This is a genomic window from Flagellimonas alvinocaridis, from assembly GCF_965248585.1.
GTDB classification, from domain to species: domain Bacteria; phylum Bacteroidota; class Bacteroidia; order Flavobacteriales; family Flavobacteriaceae; genus Flagellimonas; species Flagellimonas alvinocaridis.
In genome coordinates this window covers 885,695-911,442 of the sequence record NZ_OZ252111.1, presented here as the reverse complement: position 1 = coordinate 911,442, position 25,748 = coordinate 885,695, and the positions used below count along the sequence as shown (strand labels likewise).

General features: G+C 43.9%; 18 protein-coding genes. 4 read left to right on the top strand and 14 right to left on the bottom strand.

Annotated elements, in window-relative coordinates:
- Nucleotides 1-108 precede the first annotated feature (108 nt).
- Entirely contained in the window at nucleotides 109-1,350 is a 1,242-nt protein-coding gene (locus ACP14V_RS04105) for an ROK family transcriptional regulator (RefSeq protein WP_272609449.1), read from the top strand.
- Between the two features lie 2 nt (nucleotides 1,351-1,352).
- Here ACP14V_RS04105 and ACP14V_RS04100 read toward each other — a convergent pair whose 3' ends face one another.
- Both ACP14V_RS04100 and ACP14V_RS04095 read right to left on the bottom strand, forming a co-directional pair.
- Nucleotides 1,353-2,765 carry a sugar porter family MFS transporter gene (locus ACP14V_RS04100; protein ID WP_272609448.1) on the bottom strand — a complete coding sequence of 471 codons (1,413 nt, stop codon included), beginning with the start codon at nucleotides 2,763-2,765 and terminating at the stop codon, nucleotides 1,353-1,355.
- Nucleotides 2,766-2,941: 176 nt separating this feature from the next.
- Complete coding sequence (locus ACP14V_RS04095) at nucleotides 2,942-4,018, bottom strand: DUF4434 domain-containing protein (protein ID WP_272609447.1); 1,077 nt, start codon at nucleotides 4,016-4,018, stop codon at nucleotides 2,942-2,944.
- A 313-nt stretch (nucleotides 4,019-4,331) separates the two neighbouring features.
- On the opposite strand from ACP14V_RS04095, the gene ACP14V_RS04090 reads away from it, so the two are divergent.
- The gene (locus tag ACP14V_RS04090; protein ID WP_136565686.1) at nucleotides 4,332-5,078 is read left to right on the top strand and encodes a DeoR/GlpR family DNA-binding transcription regulator; all 747 of its coding nucleotides are present in this window, start codon (nucleotides 4,332-4,334) and stop codon (nucleotides 5,076-5,078) included.
- Nucleotides 5,079-5,105: 27 nt separating this feature from the next.
- Here ACP14V_RS04090 and ACP14V_RS04085 read toward each other — a convergent pair whose 3' ends face one another.
- From ACP14V_RS04085 to ACP14V_RS04065, 5 genes are read right to left on the bottom strand one after another with little or no spacing between them, the layout of a single operon-like run.
- Nucleotides 5,106-7,607: a glycoside hydrolase family 9 protein gene (locus tag ACP14V_RS04085; protein ID WP_272609446.1), complete on the bottom strand. Its 2,502-nt coding sequence runs from the start codon at nucleotides 7,605-7,607 to the stop codon at nucleotides 5,106-5,108.
- A gap of 20 nt (nucleotides 7,608-7,627) precedes the next feature.
- Nucleotides 7,628-8,275: a ChbG/HpnK family deacetylase gene (locus ACP14V_RS04080; RefSeq protein WP_272609445.1), complete on the bottom strand. Its 648-nt coding sequence runs from the start codon at nucleotides 8,273-8,275 to the stop codon at nucleotides 7,628-7,630.
- Nucleotides 8,276-8,283: 8 nt separating this feature from the next.
- The gene (locus ACP14V_RS04075; RefSeq protein WP_136565683.1) at nucleotides 8,284-9,045 is read right to left on the bottom strand and encodes a sugar isomerase domain-containing protein; all 762 of its coding nucleotides are present in this window, start codon (nucleotides 9,043-9,045) and stop codon (nucleotides 8,284-8,286) included.
- Nucleotides 9,046-9,056: 11 nt separating this feature from the next.
- Nucleotides 9,057-10,229 carry an MFS transporter gene (locus ACP14V_RS04070; RefSeq protein WP_272609444.1) on the bottom strand — a complete coding sequence of 391 codons (1,173 nt, stop codon included), beginning with the start codon at nucleotides 10,227-10,229 and terminating at the stop codon, nucleotides 9,057-9,059.
- Between the two features lie 17 nt (nucleotides 10,230-10,246).
- Entirely contained in the window at nucleotides 10,247-11,227 is a 981-nt protein-coding gene (locus ACP14V_RS04065) for an ROK family protein (protein ID WP_272609443.1), read from the bottom strand.
- Nucleotides 11,228-11,476: 249 nt separating this feature from the next.
- Here ACP14V_RS04065 and ACP14V_RS04060 point away from each other — a divergent pair, with 249 nt between their 5' ends.
- A complete protein-coding gene (locus tag ACP14V_RS04060) occupies nucleotides 11,477-14,638 on the top strand; it encodes a WD40/YVTN/BNR-like repeat-containing protein (protein WP_272609442.1) in 3,162 nt (1,053 codons plus the stop codon).
- A gap of 15 nt (nucleotides 14,639-14,653) precedes the next feature.
- On the opposite strand, the gene ACP14V_RS04055 is transcribed toward ACP14V_RS04060, so the two are convergent.
- Genes ACP14V_RS04055 through ACP14V_RS04045 form a run of 3 tightly spaced genes read right to left on the bottom strand, consistent with a single transcriptional unit; the run spans nucleotide 14,654 to nucleotide 18,149 of the window.
- The gene (locus tag ACP14V_RS04055; RefSeq protein WP_272609441.1) at nucleotides 14,654-15,661 is read right to left on the bottom strand and encodes a 4-hydroxyproline epimerase; all 1,008 of its coding nucleotides are present in this window, start codon (nucleotides 15,659-15,661) and stop codon (nucleotides 14,654-14,656) included.
- Nucleotides 15,662-15,705: 44 nt separating this feature from the next.
- Nucleotides 15,706-17,226, bottom strand: coding sequence for an aldehyde dehydrogenase (NADP(+)) (locus tag ACP14V_RS04050; protein ID WP_272609440.1), 1,521 nt, complete (start codon nucleotides 17,224-17,226; stop codon nucleotides 15,706-15,708).
- Entirely contained in the window at nucleotides 17,226-18,149 is a 924-nt protein-coding gene (locus ACP14V_RS04045; protein WP_272609439.1) for a dihydrodipicolinate synthase family protein, read from the bottom strand. The genes ACP14V_RS04050 and ACP14V_RS04045 overlap by 1 nt, the downstream gene beginning before the upstream one ends.
- A gap of 132 nt (nucleotides 18,150-18,281) precedes the next feature.
- Here ACP14V_RS04045 and ACP14V_RS04040 point away from each other — a divergent pair, with 132 nt between their 5' ends.
- The gene (locus ACP14V_RS04040; protein WP_272609438.1) at nucleotides 18,282-19,127 is read left to right on the top strand and encodes an AraC family transcriptional regulator; all 846 of its coding nucleotides are present in this window, start codon (nucleotides 18,282-18,284) and stop codon (nucleotides 19,125-19,127) included.
- A gap of 54 nt (nucleotides 19,128-19,181) precedes the next feature.
- On the opposite strand, the gene ACP14V_RS04035 is transcribed toward ACP14V_RS04040, so the two are convergent.
- From ACP14V_RS04035 to ACP14V_RS04020, 4 genes are read right to left on the bottom strand one after another with little or no spacing between them, the layout of a single operon-like run.
- Nucleotides 19,182-21,167, bottom strand: a complete 1,986-nt coding sequence (locus ACP14V_RS04035; protein ID WP_272609437.1) for a M13 family metallopeptidase — start codon at nucleotides 21,165-21,167, stop codon at nucleotides 19,182-19,184.
- Between the two features lie 41 nt (nucleotides 21,168-21,208).
- Complete coding sequence (locus ACP14V_RS04030) at nucleotides 21,209-21,655, bottom strand: YybH family protein (protein WP_272609436.1); 447 nt, start codon at nucleotides 21,653-21,655, stop codon at nucleotides 21,209-21,211.
- An 11-nt stretch (nucleotides 21,656-21,666) separates the two neighbouring features.
- On the bottom strand, nucleotides 21,667-23,010 hold the full coding sequence (locus tag ACP14V_RS04025) for a hypothetical protein (RefSeq protein ID WP_272609435.1): 1,344 nt from the start codon (nucleotides 23,008-23,010) through the stop codon (nucleotides 21,667-21,669).
- Nucleotides 23,011-23,038: 28 nt separating this feature from the next.
- Nucleotides 23,039-25,660, bottom strand: coding sequence for a DUF5916 domain-containing protein (locus ACP14V_RS04020; RefSeq protein ID WP_272609434.1), 2,622 nt, complete (start codon nucleotides 25,658-25,660; stop codon nucleotides 23,039-23,041).
- Between the last annotated feature and the right edge of the window lie 88 nt (nucleotides 25,661-25,748).

The window sequence follows — 25,748 nt, the reverse complement described above, 5'->3', positions numbered from 1 at the left end:
ATCCGAAAAGCTGACAGATACAGCTTCATGGTTTCAATATTTTGTTTTCATTGCCATTGTGGTTTTCTTATTATTTTTATAATCGCGTCTCGGTCCAAAAAAGAGAGAATGAAAAAAAACAAGCATAATATTTTTAATGATATCCCGGACGAGCAAAAAAGCGGTGTCGTTATCAAGAACCTACAGCTCAAGAAAAAGATCATTAGGCTATTGGACAAAAAAGGAGCGGCAACGATCAACGACATCTCAAAAAAATTCAACTCCAGTTCCCCCAAGGTAAATAAGCTTATCCAAGAGCTGATTGACGAAGGACTTGTTGAAGACCTTGGCAAAGCAGAAACTGATGTGGGCAGGCGTCCCCACCTATACGGCCTCATTGGTGATTCCATGTATTTTATAGGGGTTGATTTAGGGCGGAATTCCATAGAAATTGGACTGATGGATTTCAATGAAAACCCAATCCATTTTTCCAAGGATATTGAATTCAACTTGGAAAACTCAGAAAAATCACTTCTTCAACTATGTGACATTATCAACCTTTTTATAGACAAAAATCCCAAATGGAGAAACAAAATCATACGAATCGGCGTAAACCTTTCCGGTCGCGTGAACCATTTAAGTGGATACAGTCATAATTTTTTCAACTTCACAAAGATTCCTTTGAGCAGCATCCTCCAAGAAAAAATAGGGATTCCTTGTTTCATAGAGAACGACACAAGAGCCAGGGCATTTTATGCGTTCTATAGCAGAGAATCCAAAGACAGCGAGAACATACTTTATGTAAACGCAGATTATGGACTAGGACTGGGCGTGCTTGCGCAAGGGAAGCTTTTGTATGGAAAATCAGGTTATTCTGGAGAATTTGGACACATCCCCTTTTTCAACAACGAAATCATCTGCATATGCGGCAAGAAAGGATGTCTAGAAACAGAAGTTTCAGGAAGGGCCCTTGAAAAACAGTTCAAAGACAAGCTCAAAGGAGGGCAATCTTCATCCTTGCAAAATGCTTTCGCAAACATTGAAAACATCAAGATGGATGATATTATCAAAGCGGCCAACAATGACGACACACTATCCATTGAACTTATTGGAGCAATGGCCGAAAAGCTCGGAAAGGGCATCACCACCTTGATTCACTTATATAATCCAGAACTGATTATCTTCGGAGGTGCTTTGACCAAATCCAAAGACCATTTTTTTCTACCACTCCAAATGACCGTCAACAAATATTCCCTAAGTATTGTAAGGGCCGATACGCAATTGGAACTATCTAAAGGTACCGAGGGAACAGGGGTGTTCGGAGCTTGTTATTTGGCAAAACACAAGGTTTTGAATCCAAACCCATCTTGATTTTATTCCTCCCAAAACCTTTCTATCTCCTCCAAAGTCTTACCTGTTGTTTCTGGAACCAACTTCCAAATAATGTACATGTACGGAAGGCACATTACAGCAAATAGGACAAAAGTTCCCTGCGGACTCAACACCTCTAAAAGCCATGGTGTCAATTGACCCACTATGAAGGTCCCCATCCAAAGCGAAAAGCCAGCTATGGACATGGCCAGACCTCGTATCTTGGTTGGGTACATCTCAGAAAGTAGCACAAAAATCACTGCCGAGATGGAAATGGCGGTAAAGAAAACGTATGCCAAGAACAGAATCAACAATATATAGGAAGAAATACTCCAATCAGAAGCTTTGATAAAGTAACCTGAGATGAGCAATAAGGTAATTATCATTCCCGTCACACCAAAATACACCAGCTTTTTCCTCCCAACCTTGTCAATAATATAAAGCGCAAGAATGGTTGTAAGCACATTGACACCTCCCACAAACACCTGATAAAACAGGGCATCCTCGCCAGACATTCCACTCTGCTCAAAAATAGTGGGGCCATAATACAACACGGCGTTGACTCCCATGAACTGGCCCAATATGGCTACCGCAGCACCAATCAATATAGCTTTTAAGAAATTAGGTTTCAATATCAGCTTCCAGTTTCCTTTATCCACTTCACCCAATGAAATCTTCATCTCGTTCACTTCTTCTTGGATTTTCATTGATGAATTGTAAATCTTGCCCAGCACCATTTCGGATTTCTTTTCATTACCCCTAAAGAACAACCATCTTGGACTTTCTGGCAGTAGAAATACCATCAATAAAAATATGAGAGCAGGAAATGCCTCCATTCCCAGCATACCCCTCCACACTTCTTCCACAAGCAATTTGTTCCACAGATCCCCTTCAAGATGACCAACACTTTCCGAAAAATCAAGCAATTCAAAATTAACCAGATAGGCTGCCAAAAAGCCAACGGTAATCGCCAATTGATACAAGGTTACCATAGCACCCCTATATTTGGCAAAAGCAATCTCGGAAATGTACATTGGAGAAATAATAGATATCATCCCAATACCCACACCACCACATATTCTATAGCACACAAGCTGAAACATATCCATGGCCAATGCGCAACCTACAGCAGACACGAAAAAGAAAACAGAGGAAATCAACATGGCTTTTTTTCTGCCAATCAAATCACTGATGTAACCAGCCACCAATACCCCACCAATGGAACCGATCAAAGCCGAACTGACATACCACCCCTGTAAAACGGAATCCAGTTCAAATTGTGAAGTAACCATGGTTATGGTTCCGGATATCACCGCAGTGTCATAGCCAAAAAGAAAACCTCCCAGAGCAGCTACTGCCGAAATAAAAACCACGTACCCTAGGTTGCCTTCTTTGGCGATCTGATCAATATTCATAATGCATACTTTATGAATTACAACTTACTGATATTTATTTTTATAATTATATTTATTAATAATTTTTTTTAAAATATTGAAAATTACGGACTAACCCTTGTCCTGTTGATACCCTTGATCTTATAAAAAGGGATGATTGTCTTGTAAATGACAAGCCTGGCCTGGGTTATAAAATCTTATATCCCAAAATATTCCCTATACCTGTTGTATAAATGCCCTGCTTGCAGATATGCTGATTGCGGACTCATGAAATGTGAAAATTCGAATGTAATCGCTTTATGATAATTTGCTCGTTGAGCTGCTTCCAGCTTCATTCTAAGCTTATCAAACTTTATAGGGAAGAATTTTATGGGCATATCCCTACTGAAAGATTCAGCATTGGTCCAGCACTCAATACCATACCGATCGGCCAACTTTTTGTTTACCCCGAAGAACGCATCCAACTCATCATAATCTATATGCCCATCTTGAAAGGCACAGGCATCAACCACCTCATGGATTCCGGAAAATATTTCATCCCATTCCTTTTCATGCTCCACCACGGATACAGCTTCGGATTTGGTCAACGTTCCCGAAGCCGCGGCCACGGCCTTTTTTCCATCAATCCAAGGGGAAATCAATGTGGGCAATCCTCCAGAGACATCTTTACATTGCTTGCCCAATTTATGAAAGGAGGTGATGGCACCCTTAGTCCTTCTGCTGATTTCACCACTCAAGTACCACCCCTGAAAACTTTTGTAGCGACTGCCATAATTCTTCCATACCTCATCTATCACAAACAAATTGGAATCTATTTCTTTGGTCAAATCTCCAGTATCCCAATATTCACCAGAATCGTATAGACCAAAATAAAACTTCATTTTATACTTCTCGGCAAGGCGAAGAAATAACTCCAATAAATCTACCGAAGGTCTATAGCATCCTTTGGAAAGAAGGTATTCTGATGGATAGGTGATAAACTTTCTATAACCAGACCTGATCATGATCACCGTGTCTATCCCAATTGCTTTCATATGCTGGAAATCACGTTCCCATTCCTTTTCACCCCAATTCTGATGAGGAATATCATGTGATATTTCATCCAAAAAGGTACCCGTAATCTGCAGCCCCTGCTGTTTTGGGACAATCAAATTTGATTCTTCAAAGAAAAACTCAGGCTCAGAAGCATTTAAATAGGGCTCTGCAAATAAAGCCGTTCCACCAAGCATGGCATTCTTCATAAATTGTCTGCGTTTTGAATCTTTTCTTTTCATAAAAAGTTTTTAGTACACTTCAATCAAGTCTAAGTGTAGTTGTTCATAAAGTCCAGGAATAATGATATCAGGGTGATTTCAACCAATCCGAATCACTAAAGTATATAATTCACAGCATACATTGTTTGCCATAAAGAATTCATATTGATGGATACATTCGAAGTTACAGTACCTAAAACCTGCATTTTTTATGCAATAATGGTGTTTTTTGCATACAACAGCACGCAATAACCTTATAAACCCCATTAAATTGCACGTATTCCGTGTACATAGTCCTGCAAATCCTTAGTTTTGCATTTTTATTCCTTCATTTATGAACAAAGTCAAAAGACAAAACCTCATCCTGAACTTGGTCAATACCAAACGAAAAGTATATTCCAATGAATTGGCCTTGGAGCTTAATGTTTCCGAAGACACCATTAGAAGGGATTTAAACAGTCTTTCTGCCGAAGGGCTTATCAATAAAGTACACGGTGGCGCTATAAGCAAAACCCAAAAATATTACAGCTATAACCACAACCTTATCATCAATAATGACAAAAAGGAACTTATAGCCCAAAAAGCCGTGAGCCTTATTGAAGACGACACTTCTATGATCATTAGTGACGGTACCACCAATCTTACCTTGGTGCGTTTTCTGCCCAACGACATCCGCGCCACAGTATACACCTACTGCCTTCCCATTGCCATGGAACTGGCCAATCGCCCCAATATTGAACTTTTTTTCTTGGGCGGAAAAATCAACAAAAATTCTTTGGTCACCATTAGTTTGGATGTCATCCAAAAAATTTCCAGATTAAAGGTCGATTTTGCTTTTTTGGGCACTGGAAGCATTACCCCAACGGGAATAACCGAAGGTTCTTATGAGGTAGCCAGCATTAAACGCGAATTCGTGACCGCCGCAGACCAAACCATATCTTTGGTAACCTCAGACAAGCTCAACAAAAAGCAGAGCCATATCGTATGTGACATCGATGAGATTTCCACCTTGATTACTGACTTGGACCCTGCCGACCCTCTACTGGATGAATATAGGGCAACAGGGGTTAAATTGCTGTAAACAAGCAAACCTACTCCATTGCTAATTTTAGGGGTTCTTTTTTGCCAACAGCTCTTCCAAGGACACAAACTTATATCCCTTTCCGTTCAAAGTGGTTATAAGCTCTTCCAATCGATTATAGAATTTATCAGTACGATTTGGGTCGGTTCCCACATGAGTTAAAAGCAAGAAACCATGCAATCCTTCTTTTTCCTCATACGAAAGAATGGATTCCATAATCTCAGCACTGCTCCTGTAATTTTCCATGTCCGGAGTGGTGTAATCTGCATGGGAAATGGTTCCCGGCGTGTAATTGATCAAGCTTAAATCCAATTGATTGGTCCATTGGGTAATCTCGCTACTGTTCCACTCGTAAGGAGGCATAAAAAAGGGAGCGTCCTCTTTTTGTATCCCATGCTCCGCCATGATTTCATAATTGTCCAACAAATCTTTTTGAAAGCCGTACTGCGTTACCAATAACTTCTTTTGGGGAGACCAATCGTTGTACAACAAATGCTTATCTGAATGCGCTCCCAAATAATGCCCCCCGTCTTTTAATCTCTTAATCAGGGTAGCATACTTTGTATTCCTATAAAAGTTTCCGGTAAAAAAGAATGATCCTTTTATTTGATGTTTATCCAAGGTCTCCAAAATTAACGGCAGTCCATCTGCATATTGATCTCCGGTAAAGGTTAGGTTGATTTTCTTTTCGGAAGTGTTTCCACGTATTAGAGCACCACTTTCATCATAGGTGAAATCTGCTTTTTTATGCCCTGCTTTTTGACTTTTGGATTCCATGGAAGATAAATAATACACCAAAGAGGCCGTCCCATCCATAGTGGGTTCGTTGGTGGAATAATCTCCAATATCATCATGATAAACCACCAAATCGGACTGAAACTCTGCATAACTATCCTCCTCTTCTAACTTGATTCCAATTAGACTGTTGAAAATAGAACCATAAACCGGTCCATCCACCAATCCTCCATAGGTTGCATATCCTTCCAGTACAGTGAGGGACGAATGGGGTTTTACAGGCGAATCGGCATGACCAGGTAGTCCAACGATCATACTAGTGCCCCAAGGGTTGCAGCCAAACAGCCAATCCCTGAGTGCAGCCTCCATTTCCAAATAGGTATCATCCCCAGTGAGTTCACGATACATGTGGGATTGTGTCACCGCAGCGGTGACAAAGTTATTGGAACACCACACAAAGGGAGTTCCTATAAGAAACGCATTGTCTTTCCCTCGTTCATGAATAGCTTTGAGTCCTTTTTTATACAAGTTGGCCAAGTTTTTTGCCTTTTGATTTTTTCCTGAAACAGCCAGTTCAAAATGCCCTGCATTCAAAAAAGGGTAGTACTGGTAGTGCCTAACGGTATCCTTTCCTATCCATGGAGAAATCTGCTCCTTTTGGGCAAAATCCATTCCCTCATTTTTATATATAGCATCACCAGTAAGATTGTACAAGGCCCCGGCAGCCAATTCCATATCATCGTGCCAGTTTTCTTCCTCATAAAAATACGGGGCCTTGCATGGTGCAGTCTGACTGACTCCTGGATTTTTCTTGCCAAAATCATACGCATTGCGCGCCCTAGACAGAAGATCTTCTGTGTACTCAGGATAAAAATCCTTTAAGACCATACCTCCAATGGCAAAAGCAGAAGCAAACTTGCCTGCAGTAGAGGCAGCACCAGTAGAACGGTTTTGGTATTTTTTAAGCCCTTGTTTTTCAGCAGAAGCTAAATAGACCGGTCTGCCCTTTCTGTTTTCATCATAGATCACACTATCTTTGTTGGGCAACCTATACCCTGCATGGTCCCTATCATCTGCAATCTGGTTATAGTATTCTTCTGGGGAAGGATTCATTTTTTTTAGCCAATCCATTCCAAACTTGGCTTCATCAATGATGTCGGGAATACCATTTTTTCCCGGAAGACCGTTTGCTTGGAACATATCTCCAAACGCTCCGGGGTTTTCGCGGTAAGCCAACAATAACTGGTATACTGCATTGGCAGATGTTGCTGTATACTGCAAATAATCCGATGCATCATGCCATCCTCCAGTAACGTCTATACGTTCTCCCTCCCGCTTGGGGTTGTAAACAATAAATCCATCATCCATATGGCAGGAATCCGTTAAAAACGGGTTGTACCCACAGCGCTGTTGGCGCATGTACTTTAGAAGAAAATCAGCCGTATTGTCATAGACATTGGCATTTATATCAAACTCTGGGGAGGTAATGGTATTGGCTTGGATAAAATACCTTCCCGTTGCCTCGAAGTCACTAAAATCCAATCGGTACGATGATGCAAAAGGACCATAAGTCCCTTTGGCCATTACTCTTCTGGACGTATATACTTTCTTGCCAGTGACCGCATCAACCAAGGAAAAAGATTTTACCTCTACCTCTACTTTGGATCCCAAAACCGCCACTTTAATGGATTGTGGTAAATAACCCAAATTGTTTATCCGTATCCAAGATTCTTCTTTGGCCCACCCAATGGCAAAGGCAAAAATAAAAAATACCAACAACATCCTATTTTTCATGTAACAACCAAATTTGTGAATCAACCTAGACCCCTTTTAAGGTCGTTGAAGTTGATCAAATGAAAATTATAATTTAAATATTCCTTGTGTATTCTATTGATATGGTCCAAGTCCCATTGTCTGTCTTTATTAAGACTGGAAAAGCAATTAGGATCATAGCTCCCCGGATGGAACACCAGTTCATGAACCTTCCCCTTTTCGAGTCCTTTTAGCCAGAAATCTATTTCTGGGAAATGCTCTACTGAGCCATAAAAATATTTTTTATCCGGCATTACCACACCCCTAAACACCTTTCCGTGATTTCGGAACGACAGTCTCTTCTCACGACAAAATTTTGCCACAATAGAGTGGTATTTGGTATGTAAATGTTCCTTATGCACGTCCAAATGACTTGGGGCAATACCAAAAATATCAATGAATTTCTGGTACTGTCCCTTTACTTGTTCCATATGTTTGTCATAGGTGAATTCTACATGTAGACCTACACTAATGTCACTATATCCATTCAGATATTTGAGTTCTTTCACCGATGCGGCCTGATTATCCGAAATACGGTTAACCATAACGGTCGTGGAAGTAATCTTCTTTTCCACTAAAAGCTGAATAATATGCCCATTGAAATGATCGCTCATTCCAAAATCATCTGCATTGATTATCAAGTACGCCATGTCCCTGTTTAAACTCCCGCTATTCTTCTCTTGTACTCACTCAGCGCTTCTGCCAATCTTTGTTTGGAAGTTGAATCTCCAGGAACATTGTGAGATGGGTGGATGTGGAGTTTCACCCCTCTGTCTGCCAATATCTCAGCAACGGTGGTAACGGTCATCCAAACAGCTGTTACAAAGGCCATTGTAGAAACAGGACCCACTTTGTCCACATGGTTCTTTAGAGGAACCGATGCATCCTCGGCAGGGGCACAGGTGTCCACTACCAAATCGGCCAACTCAAACAATGTTTTTCCGCAAGAATGCTTAGTGGTCTTGTTTTTAGCTTCGGCAGCCGAACCAAACACAATGACCTTCATACCCTTTTCCTTGGCATCCAATGCAATATCAATGTTTACGGCATTAACGCCCGTATGTGAAAACAACCACATGGTATCTTCTTTATCAAAATTGTGCCCTTTCATGATCTCGCGGCCATAGCCTTCCACCCGCTCCAAAAAGATAAACTGATCAACACCCATTTGTCCAACAATGTTGGTAAAAAAGGTAAGGGGGAGTTCCACAATGGGATGAAAGCCCACAAAACCACCAATTCTTGGGTACATCTCCTCAATAGGGAGGGTGGCATGACCACATCCAAAGGTGTGCACCCATTTTCCCTTCTCTATGGAATCTGCCATGATTTCGGCCGCTTTTTGAATATTCTCGATTTGAGTGTCCTCGATTTTGGACATCACATTCCTGGCATTGTTAAGCCACTCTTTTGCTAACATTATAGATGTATTTAATATTTAATTTGATTTAATCTTTTTTGTAATCCGAGAATCAGCCCAGCCATGGCAATTACCAACACCACTAGAAGAACGGGGTATAATCCTATTCCAAAGTATTGCGAAACCCAGCCCATGAGGTAATTGCTAAGCACATTTCCGATAAGCGCAATGGTAATCACCAAACTAAAGGCGGTACCCGTTAGTTCCTTGTACATTTTCCCCACGTAACCCAAGACCACAGGAAACCCCGCGGCAAGACCAATCCCAAAGCCAACAAGACCCATAATTGAAAGGGAATGTGCTTGAAAAGCCCAAATAATCACAACACTTCCCAAAAGGATGCAGACGCTTAAAAGCAATACGGTATACGGGTTTATCTGACGCAGGATTTTTCCCAACAGTAATCGGGCAGCGCAAAGACCACCCACAAAAAGGGACAGAACAAATAATGCATCGGCAGGTTCAAAAGCTCTTTCGGTCTCCAAAAATAGGGTGGTCCAATTATTGGCTATTCCCTCCAGACCACTCTGAAAGAACAAAACAAAACCCAGCAATAAAAGAACAGGGTCTTTTAACATCCCCAACCCTTGCGCAATTGGGAAACCTTGTGCTTTCTTGGGACTTGGAAAAATTGTAATGCCAAAAAGAACAACGGGTAGCAGCATTCCCATGCCCATCCAAAAAATGAGCACATCTATCTCTAAATATTTTTGCAAGAAACCAACGACTGCAGGAACACCTAAAGCACCTACTCCGTAAAAAACGCCCAACAAACTCAAATTGGCACTGTGCTTATCCTTACTGATATCCGACACCAAAGCGTTAGTGGCCCCGTTTAAGATTCCACCTCCCAACCCAATGATCAAAATAGTCCACTTCAAGTAGTCGGATTGCGTGGCAGCACCCAAACCTTCAAACCCAATAAATGAAAGCAATCCGCCTATGATCAATATAATTTTGTACCCAAACCTATCCACCAAAGGGCCAAAGACAATGGACCCTAAAAGAATGCCCAATGGCAATAAGGATAGGGTGGCCCCGGTTTCAACATTGCTTAGGTATATCTTTTTTGAAATGGATGGCAGCAATGACCCCAAAGAAATCATCACAACACCAAACAGCAACATTCCCAAACAGGCTGCCGCAAAGACCACTTTGTAATTATATTTCTTCTCTTTCTTCATCGAAAATGATTCAGGTCTTATTCTGATTTATTCAAGGATGTAAGAGCCAAATACCCAGCACCTACAAGTCCAGCATCTCCTCCCAAACCAGAAACATCCACGGTCACGTTTCCAAAACTAATGGGTTGGGCCCATCGCTTTGATTCCAATTTGATTTCTTCCAAAAACTGGGAGCCCGGGCCAAATACACCACCACCAAAAATGATTTTCTCTGGATTAAAAATGCTGATCAAATTCCCTGTACACATTCCCCAATATTTTACCGCCGTATCCAGCACGAAAACTGCAACCGAATCACCTGTCCTATATGCTTCAAACACATCTTCAGTTGATAAGGTTTCTTGATCTAGGCTTCTTAAAGTACTCTCCATTTCGGGGCTTTCTTTTAAAAGTGTTTTGGCATGATCAGAAATCCCACCACCAGAAGCATAGTGTTCCAAATTACCCCCTTGATGGCTTTTATTGGAGAAATTCACATCCATCCCCAACCATCCAATGGAACCGGCAATACCATTGGCCCCATTCAACACCTTGCCATCTGCCAAAATTCCAACACCTATCCCCGTTCCTACTGTAATGAACAAAGCGTTATCACAATTTTTCGCCTTTCCTTTCCACACTTCCGCAAGAATGGAACAGGATCGATCATTATCAACAAACACAGGTACATTTGCTTCATTTATTCCTTCTTCAACTACCTTTTTTAAAGGGTAAGATTCCCATCCAGAAATGTTCGGCGCCCAAACGGTTTGGGTAATCCCATCACTTATTCCGGGAACGCAGATTCCCACAGCCTTAATTAAGAATTCTTCCTTCTTTGCCAAAGCCATGAGTTCGTTGACCAACTTGACTATCAACACCCCAACGTCATTACCAACCCTGCCATCAAGCTTATTCACTTTTTTCTTTAATTGGGTGCCATCAAGTAAAAAAAGACCACCTGCAACTTTGGTCCCTCCCAAGTCAACTCCTATTACACCCACCTTGTCATGCCCCATTCTTCTTTGTTTACATTAACAACATGCACAAATTAAGCAAAAAATTACTTTAAACTACATGCGATTCTCATTTTTTTGCATTTTTTATGCGCTTTTAAAAAATTATTTACTCATTCATGCATTTTTTTGGCATTTTTTTGAATCGATAAACCACGTCAAAAACTCCCTATCTTCTTGAGACAAGCATGCCACCTACAACCTCTTCTTTTTTACCTATATTAGTTCACCGTACCATCAAACCAGATGATTATGAGAACTTTGTTCGTCCTGCTATCCTTTTCCCTATTAAATATAGTTTCTTTATTTGCGCAATTGAACCCCAAACTTTTTGAGAACCTCAACTTCCGCTTTATTGGTCCAGAAGGTAATCGAACCATTGCCATAGCAGGAGTACCGGGAGACCCCATGGTAAATTATATTGGTGCAGCTTCTGGCGGATTGTGGAAAACCACGGATGGTGGCATTAACTGGAATCCCATTTTTGATGACCAAGAGGTTTCATCTATTGGGTCGGTGGCTTTAGCTCCTTCAAACCCCAACATCGTATGGGTAGGAACGGGCGAGACTTTTGTCATACGTCCTGCACACGCCATGGGTGACGGCATCTACAAGTCTGAAGATGCAGGAAAAACCTGGAAAAAAATGGGTCTTGAAAAAACTGGGCGCATCGGTCGGGTAATCGTTCACCCCACCAATCCGGACATTGTCTATGTCGCTGCACTAGGCCATACCTACGGCCCCCAAAAGGAACGTGGCGTGTACAAAACCACTGACGGTGGAAAAACATGGAAACAGATTTTGTTCATTGATGAACATACGGGAGCAGCTGAAATGGCCATCGACCCAAAAAATCCAGACCGACTGCTCGTAGGCATGTGGTCTATTCACATCAATACCTGGGGACTGAACAGTGGCGGTCCAGGAGGCGGGGTATACCGCACCACCGATGGCGGCAAGTCTTGGGAACCCTTATCCAAGTACGGCTTGCCTGGAGGAAAAGACCAGCCCGTTGGGAAAACAGCTGTGGCCATTGCCCCTTCCCAACCCGATGTGGTCTACGCCCTTTTCGAAATTGACAGTCCCGCCCTGTATCGTTCCGAGGATTTTGGGAACACATGGACCCTTCAAACCCAAAACCATGATATTGCCGAAAGGGCACCGTACTACACCCGCATGGCCGTTTCCCCTGCAGACCCGGACGAAATCTATTTTGCCAGTGTAAAGTTCAGCACCTCTACGGATGCCGGTAAAAACATCACTGGAGGGTATGCTGCAGGTGGCGACAATCACGATATTTGGCTAGATCCTACTAATGCTGACCGCATGATGGTGGCCCATGATGGTGGAGCGAGTATTACTCTTAACCACGGAAAAAGTTTTCAACGTATAGTGTTGCCCATTGCCCAAATGTACCACGCCGCGGTTGATGACAAAATCCCATATAATGTATATGGAAACCGTCAGGATGGATATTCGTACAAAGGACCCAGCAATAGCCTCCAAGGCTATATTCCGCTTGGTCTTTGGGAAGGTGTGGGAGGTTGCGAAAGTGGATTTGCCCAACCTGACCCCTTTGACAACGATATTATTTGGTCCGGCTGCTATGATGGTGGACTTCAACGGTACAACGCCCGAACTGGCCATGCACGTGATGTTCGCGTTTGGCCCGAAGCGGGATATGGATGGGAACCCGGTAAATTAAAGTACCGATGGCATTGGAACTTTCCGTTGGCTTTTTCGCCACATACCCCACATCGGGTGTATGTAGGGAGCCAGTTTGTGCATAAAAGTGATGATGACGGACAAAGCTGGCAGGTCATTAGTCCCGATTTGACCTTAAACGACAAGACACACCAACAAAATTCAGGCGGGGTGGCCATTGATAACCTAATGACTTTTGATGGCGCCACGCTCTTCAGTATTGCGGAATCCAAATTGGAACCGGGACACGTCTGGACCGGAAGCAATGACGGACAGGTGCATTTGACCCAAAACGGCGGGGAAACTTGGACCAATGTAACCCAAAACATTCCCGACCTTCCCCAATGGGGGACCATTGCCAATATAGAGCTTTCCCGATTCAAGAAGGGAACGGCATACATTTCCGTGGACCTTCACCAAATGGGCGATTTTGACCCTTATGTGTACAAAACTTCGGATTATGGCCAAAGCTGGAAATTGGTCAGTGGCACCGTACCCAAATCCGTCCATAGTTTCGCCCATGTCATCAAGGAAGATCCCAAAAGGGAGGGCATGCTCTATTTGGGAGTGGACAATGGCATCTATGTGAGTACCAATGATGGGCAAAATTGGATGCGTCTGCGAAACAATCTCCCCCCAGCACCGATATATTGGTTGGAAATCCAGGAGCGGTTTGATGATTTGGTCGTGGGAACCTACGGAAGAGGGTATTACATTCTGGACAATATTTCACCTTTGCGCGAATACGATATGGATGCCCAAGGCAAGGATGCCCATCTGTTCAGCATACGTCCCTCCTATCGGTTTCAGGAAAAGCAAAGCATAAAGACCGATGGCCCCAGTCTTAACTCCGGTACCAATCCTGCCTATGGGGCAGACATCAACTACTTTTTAAAGGACAGTACCGACCAAAAAGTGGAAATCCAGATTCTTACCTCCAATGATGAAATCGTGCGCACACTTCCAGGAAAGAATGACGCCGGCATCCATAGGGTGATGTGGGACCTTAGATACGAACCCACTTACAAACCCAAATTGCAATCCCCCCCCCCTGGCCGACCTTGGGTACAACTGAACGGTGAGGGTTGGCGCCCCTTGGTGACATGGGATTTGGATTTGATGCGGGGACAATACGGTCCCAGAGTGGTGCCAGACACCTATAAAGTAAAACTGATTGTTGGGGAAACAGCATATGTTCGGGAAGTGGAAGTCCTGAAAGATCCTTCCACTGAAGGAACCTTGGAAGATATCCAAAAACAAGTGGCCTTTTCCCTAGAGCTCAGGGATGCCATAAACGTGGCGGTGACCATGATCAATGATATTGAATCCATTCGGGCCGAACTGAATGAGATCATTCCACAGTTACGAAACAAAAATGATAAGAAAAAGGCAGAACAGCTCCAATCCATGGCTGAAGCGATTGCAGGTTCCTTATATGACATCCATTTGACCGGTGCCCGGGAAGATGCATTTCGGTCCCCGATGAAACTATACGGTCGTTTAAGTGCCCTTGCCAGCGATATCACCGGAAACGGTGTGGACTTTAGACCCACTGACCAACAAGGGGAGGTCTACTCCATTTTCAACAAAAGGCTCAAAGACGTTGATGACAAATTCAAAACCTTTATGAACGTAGAGGTCTACAACTTCAACAGTCAATTGAAAAAAAGTGAGCTTCAAATACTATTGGACAAGAAAATCAAGTCTTGATCAACACACGAGACACTACAAAACTTGAAATCCATGGGCATAGGGATCGTCATCATCTATGATGATGGTATTATACCCAGTTATTTGGGCCCAACCCTGGATGCTGGGTACAATGGCATTGACATTGGTCAAAGTAGTTTCTTTTTCAACCCTCCCAATAAACTTACTCCCGATAAAACTTTCATGGATGAAGTCTTCCCCTACCTTCAACTTGCCCTTGGCATGCAACTGCGCCAAACGGGCCGATGTTCCCGTGCCACAGGGCGAACGATCAATGGCCTTGTCCCCATAAAACACGGCATTTCTCCCTGAGGAGGTTGAATCTAAAGGATTTCCTGTCCACATCATATGGCTGACATCCCTGATGGTGGTGTTTTCAGGATGGATGAATCTATCGGGATATTTTGCATTGATACGTTCCCGGACCACCTTGGAATATTGAATGATCTTGGATGCTGAAAAATCATGTACTCCGCTAAAATTATCCTGCGGATCCACAATGGCGTAGTAGTTCCCGCCATAGGCCACATCAAAGGTGATTTCTCCCAACTCCGGGCATTCCACGGTCAGGTTTTCGGCCGCCAAATAGGATTTCACATTTACCAATTTCACCCAATCCACTTTCATGCCCGTCTGTTGGTATTCGATCTCGACCAAACCAGCGGGGGCTTCCATTCTAACTTTTCCAGGGATTTTAGGCTGAATTAATCCTTCCTCCAAAGCAATGGTGATGGTCCCGATAGTTCCATGACCGCACATGGGCAAACAGCCTGAGGTTTCAATAAAAAGAATCGCGATGTCATTTTCGGGCTCGTGTGGCGGAAAGAGGATACTGCCACTCATCATATCATGGCCCCTTGGCTCAAACATAAGCCCTTTTCGAATCCAGTCAAATTCCTTGAGGAAATGCTGTCGCTTTTCACTCATATTCCGACCCAAAAGGTTGGGACCTCCCCCTGTCACCAAACGCACAGGGTTTCCACAGGTGTGGGCATCCACACAAAAAAACGTCTTTCTTGCCACGGCTAGTGCTTCAACTAAATTATATCGTGTTTAAAAATACAACCTTACTTCAAGTAAGTGGGCAACAATTCTTCTGGAAAGGATTGGTAACTGATCGGCCTTGCCCATCTTTTGATGGAATGGATGCCCACCGCAGTGAACCTCGAATCCGTAGAAGCTGGATATGGTCCGCCGTGCTGCATGGACGGGCACACCTCGACCCCAGTGGGAACACCGTTGTAAATGATACGCCCCACCCTGTTTTGGAGCACATCGACCAAGGTTTCCAAATCCAAATCATCATCTTTTTCAGCAATCAAGGTTCCGGTCAGCTGGCCTTCCAAATTTTCTATGACCTGAAAGAGTTCTTCTTCATCCTTGCACTGTACCACCAAAGAAAAAGGCCCAAAAACCTCTTTGTGCATTTTGGGGTTGTTCAAAAAATCGGCCCCTGAAACCGTGGCAACTTCCGCTGGGGCATCATTGACCTGCACATCTTTACTTCTTTTGGCTATACTTTCCACACCTTTTTGGGAAGTTACCTCCTCACCATTTCTCTCATAACCCCTCTTTATATTGGGGTGTAACATGCATTGTGGTGCAATGGCCACGGTCTTTTCAGCCAACACTTCGACAAAATTTTGTGTATTGGCATCCTTGATAGTCAACAGCAATCCCGGATTGGTACAAAACTGTCCTGTTCCCAATGTTATGGAATCTGCATAGGTTTGCGCGATTTCATCGGCCCTTCGGGAAATGGCCTTGGGGGTGATGACCACGGGATTGATACTCCCCATTTCCGCAAATACTGGGATAGGTTCTTCCCGTTGCGAAGCCAAATCGAACAGTGCTCGACCTCCTGTGATACTTCCAGTAAATCCTACTGCCTTTATCTTGGGATGTTTCACCAAGTTCACTCCCACGTCCACACCTCCGTTGACACAAGAAAATACCCCATTGGGCATTCCTGTCTCTTGGGCCGCCTTGACAATGGCAGAAGCCACCAATTCCGAGGTACCCGCATGCATGGGATGCGACTTCACAATCACAGGGCACCCTGCCGCCAAGGCACTTGCCGTATCCCCGCCTGCCGTGGAATAGGCCAACGGAAAGTTGCTCGCCCCAAATACCGCCACAGGCCCCATGGGAATCAAGGTTTTTCTTAAATCCACTTTGGGAATGGGCTTTCGGTCCGGTTCGGCCGCATCAAACGTATTTTCCCGCCAATCGTCCTGGGCCACCAACTCGGCAAAAGAACGCAATTGAAAAACGGTCCGTCCCCTTTCTCCCTTGGCTCTTCCTTCGGGAAGTCCGGTTTCGGAGATATATCTTTCCACCAATTCTTCATCCAACTCCAAAATATGATCCGCAATGGCATTCAAGAACGCCGCCCGTTGTTTTCCTGGAATCTTTCTGTAGGTCTTGAAAGCGTTCCAAGCCAATTCAGCGGCCATATCCACTTCCTCTGGGGTGGCTTCCACAAAAGTTGAAGGATTTTCCGTATTCAATTTTGGGTTCAAGGTCGTGAATTTCACATCCCCTTTCCCACTCAAGTTGTTTCCAATGTAGTTTTTGCCTGTAATCATTATGCGTTACTGCTGAGATTTTTATAATCGGGCAATACGGGTCTATTCTTTAGGCCAGTTTCAATGATTTTCAACACCCGCTGCCTTTCCCCGCCTTGCAAAGGCAGTCTGGGAAGCCTCACATTCTCCGTACCTATGCCCGTGGCCACTTCGGCCAATTTTATGTTCTGCACCAATTGTGGACTGATATCCAATTCCAACAAGGGCATGAACCATCTATAAATTTCAAGTGCCTCGTTGATTCTTCCCGCCTTTACCAATTCGTAAATGGCTACCGTTTCAGCTGGAAAGGCACAGACCAGACCGGCCACCCAGCCATCGGCCCCTATAGCCAGACTTTCCAGACCCAAGGTATCCACACCCGTGAACACTTTTACACGGTCCCCAAAGCGGTTCTGCAATCGGATGATATTGGTAATATCCCTTGTTGATTCCTTTATCGCTTGGATATTGCTGCATTCCAGCAAATCTTCCAACATATCCAAAGTTACCTCAATTTTATAATCTACAGGGTTGTTGTAGAGCATTATGGGCAACGAAGTATTGTTGGCAATGGCCTTGAAATAGGTCACCGTTTCAAAATCGGTGGCCCTGTACCGCATGGGAGGCAATACCATGAGTCCGTCTGCACCTGCCTTTTCCGCCTGCTGGGCCATGGCAATGGCGTCCTTGGTGCTTTGCTCCGCGACATTCATGACCACAGGTATTTTTCCATCCGCTATGGCCAATGAGGTTTTGATCAGGGTTTCTTTCTCATCCGGTTCAAGGGTACTGGCTTCCCCTAGGGTACCTCCCAAGATAATTCCATGGACACCTGCCTCCATCTGCGCCTTGATGTTCTTTTCAAACAAGGCAAGGTCCAATTGATCATTGGTGGTGAACTTTGTGGTAACTGCTGGCATTACGCCTTTCCATTGTAGCATAACGATATGTTTTAATCACAAAATTAGAAGAGACAAGCCCAATCTTCGGTCTGAAAATTACCCAGTTCCAATACTATATTATCCTTTAAATATATTTTTTATGTATTTTATGATGATTTTTGTATCATTTTTATGAAAATACTACCCTTTAAAATACCCAAACCCAAAGATGAAGCCTTGGTGTACCAAGAGGACCGGGAAAAGGTTTTCTATGATCAACTCCATCAACATGCCGAAATCCAGATAAGCTATATTGAAAAGGGAGCAGGCACCCTTATTGTTGGGGATTCCATCAATGAATATAAGACCAACGACATTTTGGTGATTGGAAGTTATGTCCCCCATGTTTTCCGAAGTGATACCAATACCACAGATGAATCCGTTATGCGCACATTGTTTTTTGATCAGGATTCCTTTGGAAAAGATTTTTTCGCTCTTCCCGACCTTGCGGCCACTCACCCCTTCTTTCAACAATCGGTATACGGGATGAAAGTGGTTTCCCATAAGGAAAATACCATCGCTCTTTTTAAGCAGTTACGGCAACAGAACAAATTGGAACAGATTGCCTCCCTACTTTTAATCATCAACCAAATAACAAAATCCGAAACCCAACCTCTCTCTTCATTTGTATACAACAAGGCTTTTTCGGACGATGAGGGAAAACGCTTGAATAAGGTATTCGATCACGTCATGGATCACTACCACGAGCAAATTACCTTGCAAGAGGTTTCGGAAATAGCCCATATGAGCAAAAATGCCTTTTGTAGGTATTTTAAAAAGCGTACCAACAAGACCTTCTTTCAGTTTTTGATTGAAATACGTATAGAGAATGCCGGAAAACGAATCATCTACCGACCCGAACTTCCCATTTCCTTGGTTTCTGAACTGTGTGGTTTTAGCAACTTGGCCAATTTCAATAGAAAATTCAAGGAGTTGAAAGGGTGCACTCCCACCCAATACAGGGGACAATTTCAATAGAAAAGGACCCAAACCAAAATGACCGGGCCCTTTCCATGAACATAAATAACAACCCTACCAAATAGTTATGATTTCCTCACGCCGCATTTTGCTGCCTTTGGGAATATCAAAAGCTTTGATGAATTCCTCAAAATTGGACAGTGCTCCATTGGCCCGATAAAAACTAGGGGAATGCGTATCTGTTTTCACTAGGTTTTCCAAGGACTTATCCCGATACTTACCTCGCCACATTTTGGCATAAGCGAGAAAAAATCGCTGCTCATCCGTTAGTCCGTTAATGACTTGGGCACCTTTTTCGGCCTGATTGATTTTCATGGCTTCAAAAGCAATGGCCAAGCCTCCCAAGTCGCCAATATTTTCTCCCAAAGTGAGCTTGCCGTTCACATGGATGGAATCCAACACCACGTAGGCATCGTATTGCTCTTCTATCTTCTTGGCCCTCGCCTCAAACCGTTCCCTATCCTCGGGGGTCCACCAGGACTTCAGGTTTCCATCGGCGTCGTACAGGCTGCCATTGTCATCAAATCCATGGGTGATCTCATGCCCAATGATAACCCCTGCCGAGCCATAATTGGTGGCATCATCGGCATCATAATCAAAAAAAGGCGGGTTAAGAATCCCTGCGGGGAAGACAATTTCGTTACGATAAGCCGAAAAATACGCATTGACCGTGGGCGGAGTCATTCCCCAGGCGTTGGGATCAACCTCACCCCCCAAACGGTTCAATTGCCTTAAATAGTCATGCTCCCTTAAACGAATCACATTTCCGAAGTAATCATCGGCCTTGATGTCAACCGCAGTATAATCCAACCATTCATCGGGATATCCTATTTTCACCCCCATTTTATCCAGTTTATGGCGAGCCTGGATCTTGGTCTCTTCGGTCATCCACGTATATCGGTTTATCCGTTGATGGAATGCTTGCTTCAAATTATCAATGAGCCCGATCATCTTGTCCTTGTTCCGCTTGGGAAAATACTTTTCCACGAAGAGCTTGCCCAAGGGTTGACCCAAATTTATGTCCGTAGAGTTCTGTGCCAGTTGCCAACGTGGAAACTCTTCCTCCACCCCATTCAATGTGGTTTGGTAAAAAGCAAAACTTCGATCTCGGATGGCATTGTTCAACATGGGGGTTGTTCCCCGAATCACCTTCCATTGCATATACGTCTTCCAATCGGAAACAGAGAAATCATCCAACATCCGATCAAACATTGCCAAAAATTCGGGCTGGTTCACGATAACATAATCCACTTCCTTGTTCAACCCCAAATCCTTAAAATACTTGGGCCAATCCACATTGAATGTGAGTTGATCGAGCTCGGCCATGGTCTTTTGGTTATAGTTCCTTTCCGAATCCCGAAGTTGGACCGGGCTTCTATGGATTTGAGCCATCCGGGTTTCCATTTCGAAGATTTTTTGGGCCGCTTCCCGCTCCTTGCCTTGGTGCAATTGGAGCATTTTGAAGATATCCGTCATCAATTCGAGGTATTTGTCCCGAAACTCCTGATACTGTGTGTTGTCTTCCAAGTAGTAGGCCCTGTTGCCCAGACTCAAGCCAGACTGACTCAGATAGAGGGCATACACGGAGCTGTTCTTGGCATCCAGAACGGTGTAGGTGCCAATGGGCGCTTGAATGCCTTTGGCATATAGTTGCGCGGTCAGTGCTAAATAATCCTCTTTGGTGGTGATTTGTTCCACTTTGTCCAAGTACGCTTTAAGGGGCTTCAACCCCAGATTTTCCAATCGTAGGGTATCCATACAACTGGCATAGAAATCGGTCACCATTTGCTCCGTTGAACCCTTTTCGTAGGTTGTATTGCTCTCCGTAAGCTCCTTAAAAATGCCCTTGATTCGGTCCTGGTTTGCAAAATAGACCTCATGAAAGCTACCCCAAGAGCCATAGGCCGCTGGAATCTCCGTGCTGTCCAACCATTGGTGGTTCACATAGGTATAAAAATCGTCTTGGAGCTGTTGTTTCTCCTGTGCAAAGGCCATGGTTGTAGCCATTAGGGCCAAAACTGCCATCATCCTGTTTTTCATATGTTCGTTTTTTGAGTTGTTGCTGTGTTTTCTTTCCAATGTCAATCCCAAACAAATTTCCATGAGCCATCCTCTTGGCGCTTCCAAACCGTATGGAACACACCTTTGGCCTCCGCCGGATTGCCTTCGGCATCCTCATAGGAAAATGTGTAATACCCAAAGGTGTAGCCCAGGTCCCCAGATTTGGACACTTCTATAAACTCCGGTTTCCAAGCCAATCCTTTGGAGGTTTGGTTCTGCATAAAATCGGCAATGGCCTGCTTGCCCTCAATGAGTTGATTATTTCTCATGAGAACGGCATCTTCGGCAGCGTAGGCCAGAAAGGCCTTGTTCATGCCTTCTTCCTTGGCCATTTTTGCGAAGTCGGCCTCGGCATCGGCAATTTGTTGTTTCCAGGTCTCCAAAACTTGGGGAAGTGGTTCTTGGGTCTGGCCACATGCCATGAGCAGTACCATGGCCAATACACTACATACATTAAATGTTTTCATGACTTCAAATTTTAGTGGTTGGGGTTCCAATTGGGCTGGGTCTTTTTTCCATTTACGGAATATGTATTGACCGCCTTCAAATCGGTTCCGTTTTTATATTGATATTCAAATCTATGAACTCCTATTTGAGTATTGTTGACTGGGTTTTCATCAGCATCCAAATAGCTACGCTCCACCAACCTCCCTTTTTCATCATAATTGTTCTCTTCTATGGAATAACTACCCGACCCATTGACCATTTCTCCCTCTAGATTATAATAAGAGCCACGGACAGGTCGCCCCTCTACATCAAACTGGGTTTTATATTCGTGAATTTTATTCGCGCCGAGTCCTATTGGGTTTCCTTCCTTATCAAAAAAAGACCTTGTGGCCAAAAATCTTCCATCAGAACTATACGTGGTTCTGATGATTCCAATACCACTATTGGAGTTGACAGATCGGTTTTCCATATCCAAAAAAGTCCGTTCCACTTCATTGCCGTGTTCATCAAAACGATATACCACTTTATGCACCCCCCAATTGGTGAGCTGTGGCTCATTGTTCTGATCAATGAAAGCGGCTTCCTGTTCCGAAAAAAAATCAGAAGGGATATAGGCTATTTTAGCAATATTGGTCATACCCCGTGTTAATCTACCTTCCCCATCATAGTTGGACCATTCTGTAAGTTGTCCACTGGCATTGTACCTCACTTGGGTGTTGACCACATTTGCTTCGTCGGGTGTGGGGGTCTTACCTTCTTTTCCCAAATTGGTCATTTGGGCCAGTAGACCGTGTGCATTATAGGAGAAAAGGGTTACAAAATATTGGAACTCTGGGCGGTTTCGGACTAACTCATCCCTGATGTTATAGCGCCATTCCATAACATCGCCATTGGGCAAAGTCTCCCAAACGTATTTGGCTATGCCAAAATCATTTTCAATGATGTTCCCTTCAATATTGTGGAAGGTCAGGCCAATTCTCTTCCCTTCCGCATTCAGGGCAAATCTCGCTTCGTACACATCTCCTGAAACCAAGGTTCGGTGACCAAACTCGTTGTAAAATATTCGAATTTCTTCATTTTCTTGATAGTTAATTTTGATTTTGGGTGCCCGTACAAATCGGTCTGAAAATGGAACCAGTTTACCATTGAGCACATAGCGACACTCCACCAACCTTCCCTTTTCATCATAATCCAATTCAAAGTGTTTCTTGTTGCCCACATCCTCCTTGTCCACCATCTTGGCCCCTCTGATATCGGCAAAAGGGGTTTCCCGAAACACAATGCCCATGGCATATTGAGTATGCTGTGCGGTTACCTTTAGTCCACAACTCAATAGCATCAATACTGCCAAGATTAGGTTTGTTGCCTTTTTCATTCAGTTCCCTTTTTATGGTTTGATATGATCATAAAGCCAATCGATAGGTGAGTTTCATCAAGAAAATGTTCTCCGGTTTTTGTCCAAAAATGCCCGATTCCAATCCGCGTGTCAAACTATCCGAAGGGTCCATAAAGTTGGATATCCCCTGCGACCAGACCAAAAACAGCTCAGACCCCGGGATGTATTCCCAACGTACCACCAAATTGGAACGAAACTCCACCAAGGAAAAATCAGGATCATCAAAACTATAATCCATGGTTCCGTCCAGATTTTCATCCACCATATACATTCCCATATCCAACTGCTTGGCTAACTGTCCCTCTTCCAGCAATTGATAGCGATCAAAAAGGTTTTCTGCCACCGGATTGGTGATGTAGTTGAAATGGGAATACCGCCCCCTGGCAATAAAAGGTTGCCCATAGTATTGAATGGTGAGGTTGGGATTTATGGTGTAGTTCACCCGAATGGCCGCACTCAATGTTTTGTTATCTATTTCCGAAGTAATGTATCGGGGCATCCCATTGAATTGGGTCTCCGTGACATATTGGGTTCTATGGGGGTATCTGGCATACTGTGGACTAAAGGATATGCTCAGAGCATTCGAGGGCTGATAGGTAATCCCGCCGGTAAATTCAAAAATGGTAAAGTGACCCTGTTTGGCTTCCGAATAGAGCAAATCGGCACTAAACCGTAGTTTTTTTCGTAAATCTGTACTAGCAGTAAACCAGACAAAGTTTTCCCGTGAGAGCTTGAATCGTGGACCACCCTGCAAGTGCGCCGTACGATAATTAATGGGGATATGTCCTCCACCAACATCAAAGCTCCAATTGTTCAAAAAAGTACCATCTGCCCCAAATTGGTATTGCATGCGGTTTCGGTTCCCTTCAAAATCAAAACTATTGAAGTAATTAAAATTAGCCCCTACTCTCCTAAACTTTCCCATTTGGCGGGTAGATTCGTAGGCCACTGTATTGTATTGACGAAACTCATCGGTCTGACGCAAAAATCCAATATCATTGATTTCGAGCTCTGGGGATTTCCAAAAAGCGCCAATGGTATATCGCAAATTGCCACCACCCACTTTTCCATACTCCAATTTTCCTCCGGTTCCCGCCAATGAGGTTCGGGTGGAATCCACTTCCACGTGACCCGCATCGGTGCGTTGGAACAAATGGGTCAAGGTATTTTGGGTTGCGGCAATGGCCTCCCTACTCCCCTTTACCTTACTAAAAATGGAATAGCCCATGAGGTAGTAGTTCCGGTTGTTCCACTGGTGTTTAAAGTCCAACCCACCCGAATAGGCGTCGGTATGCAAAAAATTGAGTTGGTCGGGCACGTCAAACCTATTGGTGGCCGTTACGATACCCCCTACGTATGAATTGTTGTTGTTAAAGTCTTTCTGTAATCGCCCCACAAAATAATTGGTAAGCGGTTCCACCAATTCCTCGCTTCGTTCCCCATTGGTGTCGATTTCGGCATATTCCTTGGCCGTTAAACTTTCCATAACACCTATGGACCACCCATTCTTGGTCTTTCCCGAAAATTTGGCCGCACCAAGAATAGTAGTGTTTCCCGGTCGGTCCACATATTGGTCACCAGACACACTGGGGTATCCTTGCGGGGTCCTTCCTATGCGCCTCGAATAAAATAGATTGTCCGAGGCATGCGAAAATCTGTAATCAAAAATATTCTTGTTCTCTACAAAAAAGGGTCGCCGTTCCTGAAAAAATATCTGGAAGCCATCCAAGGCTATGGCCGAAGGGTCGGCCTCCACCTGTCCAAAATCGGGGTTCACGGTCAAATCCAACGTAAGGTCATTGGTCACTCCAATCTTGGCATCCACTCCCCCATTCAACTTAAAATCATTGCCATCCCTAAAGGGATTTCCCTCCTCTTTTTCATAGGTTTTTAGCTGCGTTACCGTAAAAGGCTGTATTTCCAGCTGGTTTTGCGGAGTCAGGTTTTTTAATCCATGGAGTTCCCCAAACTCACTGACCCAGCCTGGGGCATCTTGGGGAATACGCTGCCAAACGGAGCGTTCCTCATTTCTAAAATAACGTCTTAAAACCTGGAGCCCCCAGACTTGTTCCTTATCTGCATTAAACCGCAGCTGACTTAAAGGAATTTTGATTTCGGCGGTCCAACCCTCATCATCTATCTGGGTTTTAGTCATCCAAATGGGGTTCCAACTACTGTCCCAATCATCCCCATTATTGGAAACAAATTCATCCCCACGAACCCCAGCCACCGTTGCCGTAAAGGAAAATGCGGTCCGAAGATCGTGGTAACTGTCAATGTTAACCTCAACCCAATCGCCATCAAAGGTATCCCTACGGCCCATCCGCCGAACAATACTATCCGGCTCAGCATCCAAGGCCCTTATGGCAAAATAGATATATTTGGTATCGTAAATGATCTTGAACTTGGTTTGAAAGGTAGGTGGTGTGTTTTCATCTGGGCGAACCTCTATAAAATCACCGCCCCATTCTACAATATCCCATATTGGGTCGTCTATTGCTCCGTCAATAATCGGAGTTCGTCCATCTTGAATGGCATTGGTGTTATATTTCTTTTTTTCAATGATCTGGGCGTCCAAGACCTGAATAGAAGCCGGCAAAATAGCCAGCCACAAAAAAATCTTTCCCATGTAATAGTTTTATGCACCAGCCCGCATTGACTTCAATCCTAATGGATTGTTGTTGATATAAGTGATGACTGTCGTTTTTTGATTGATT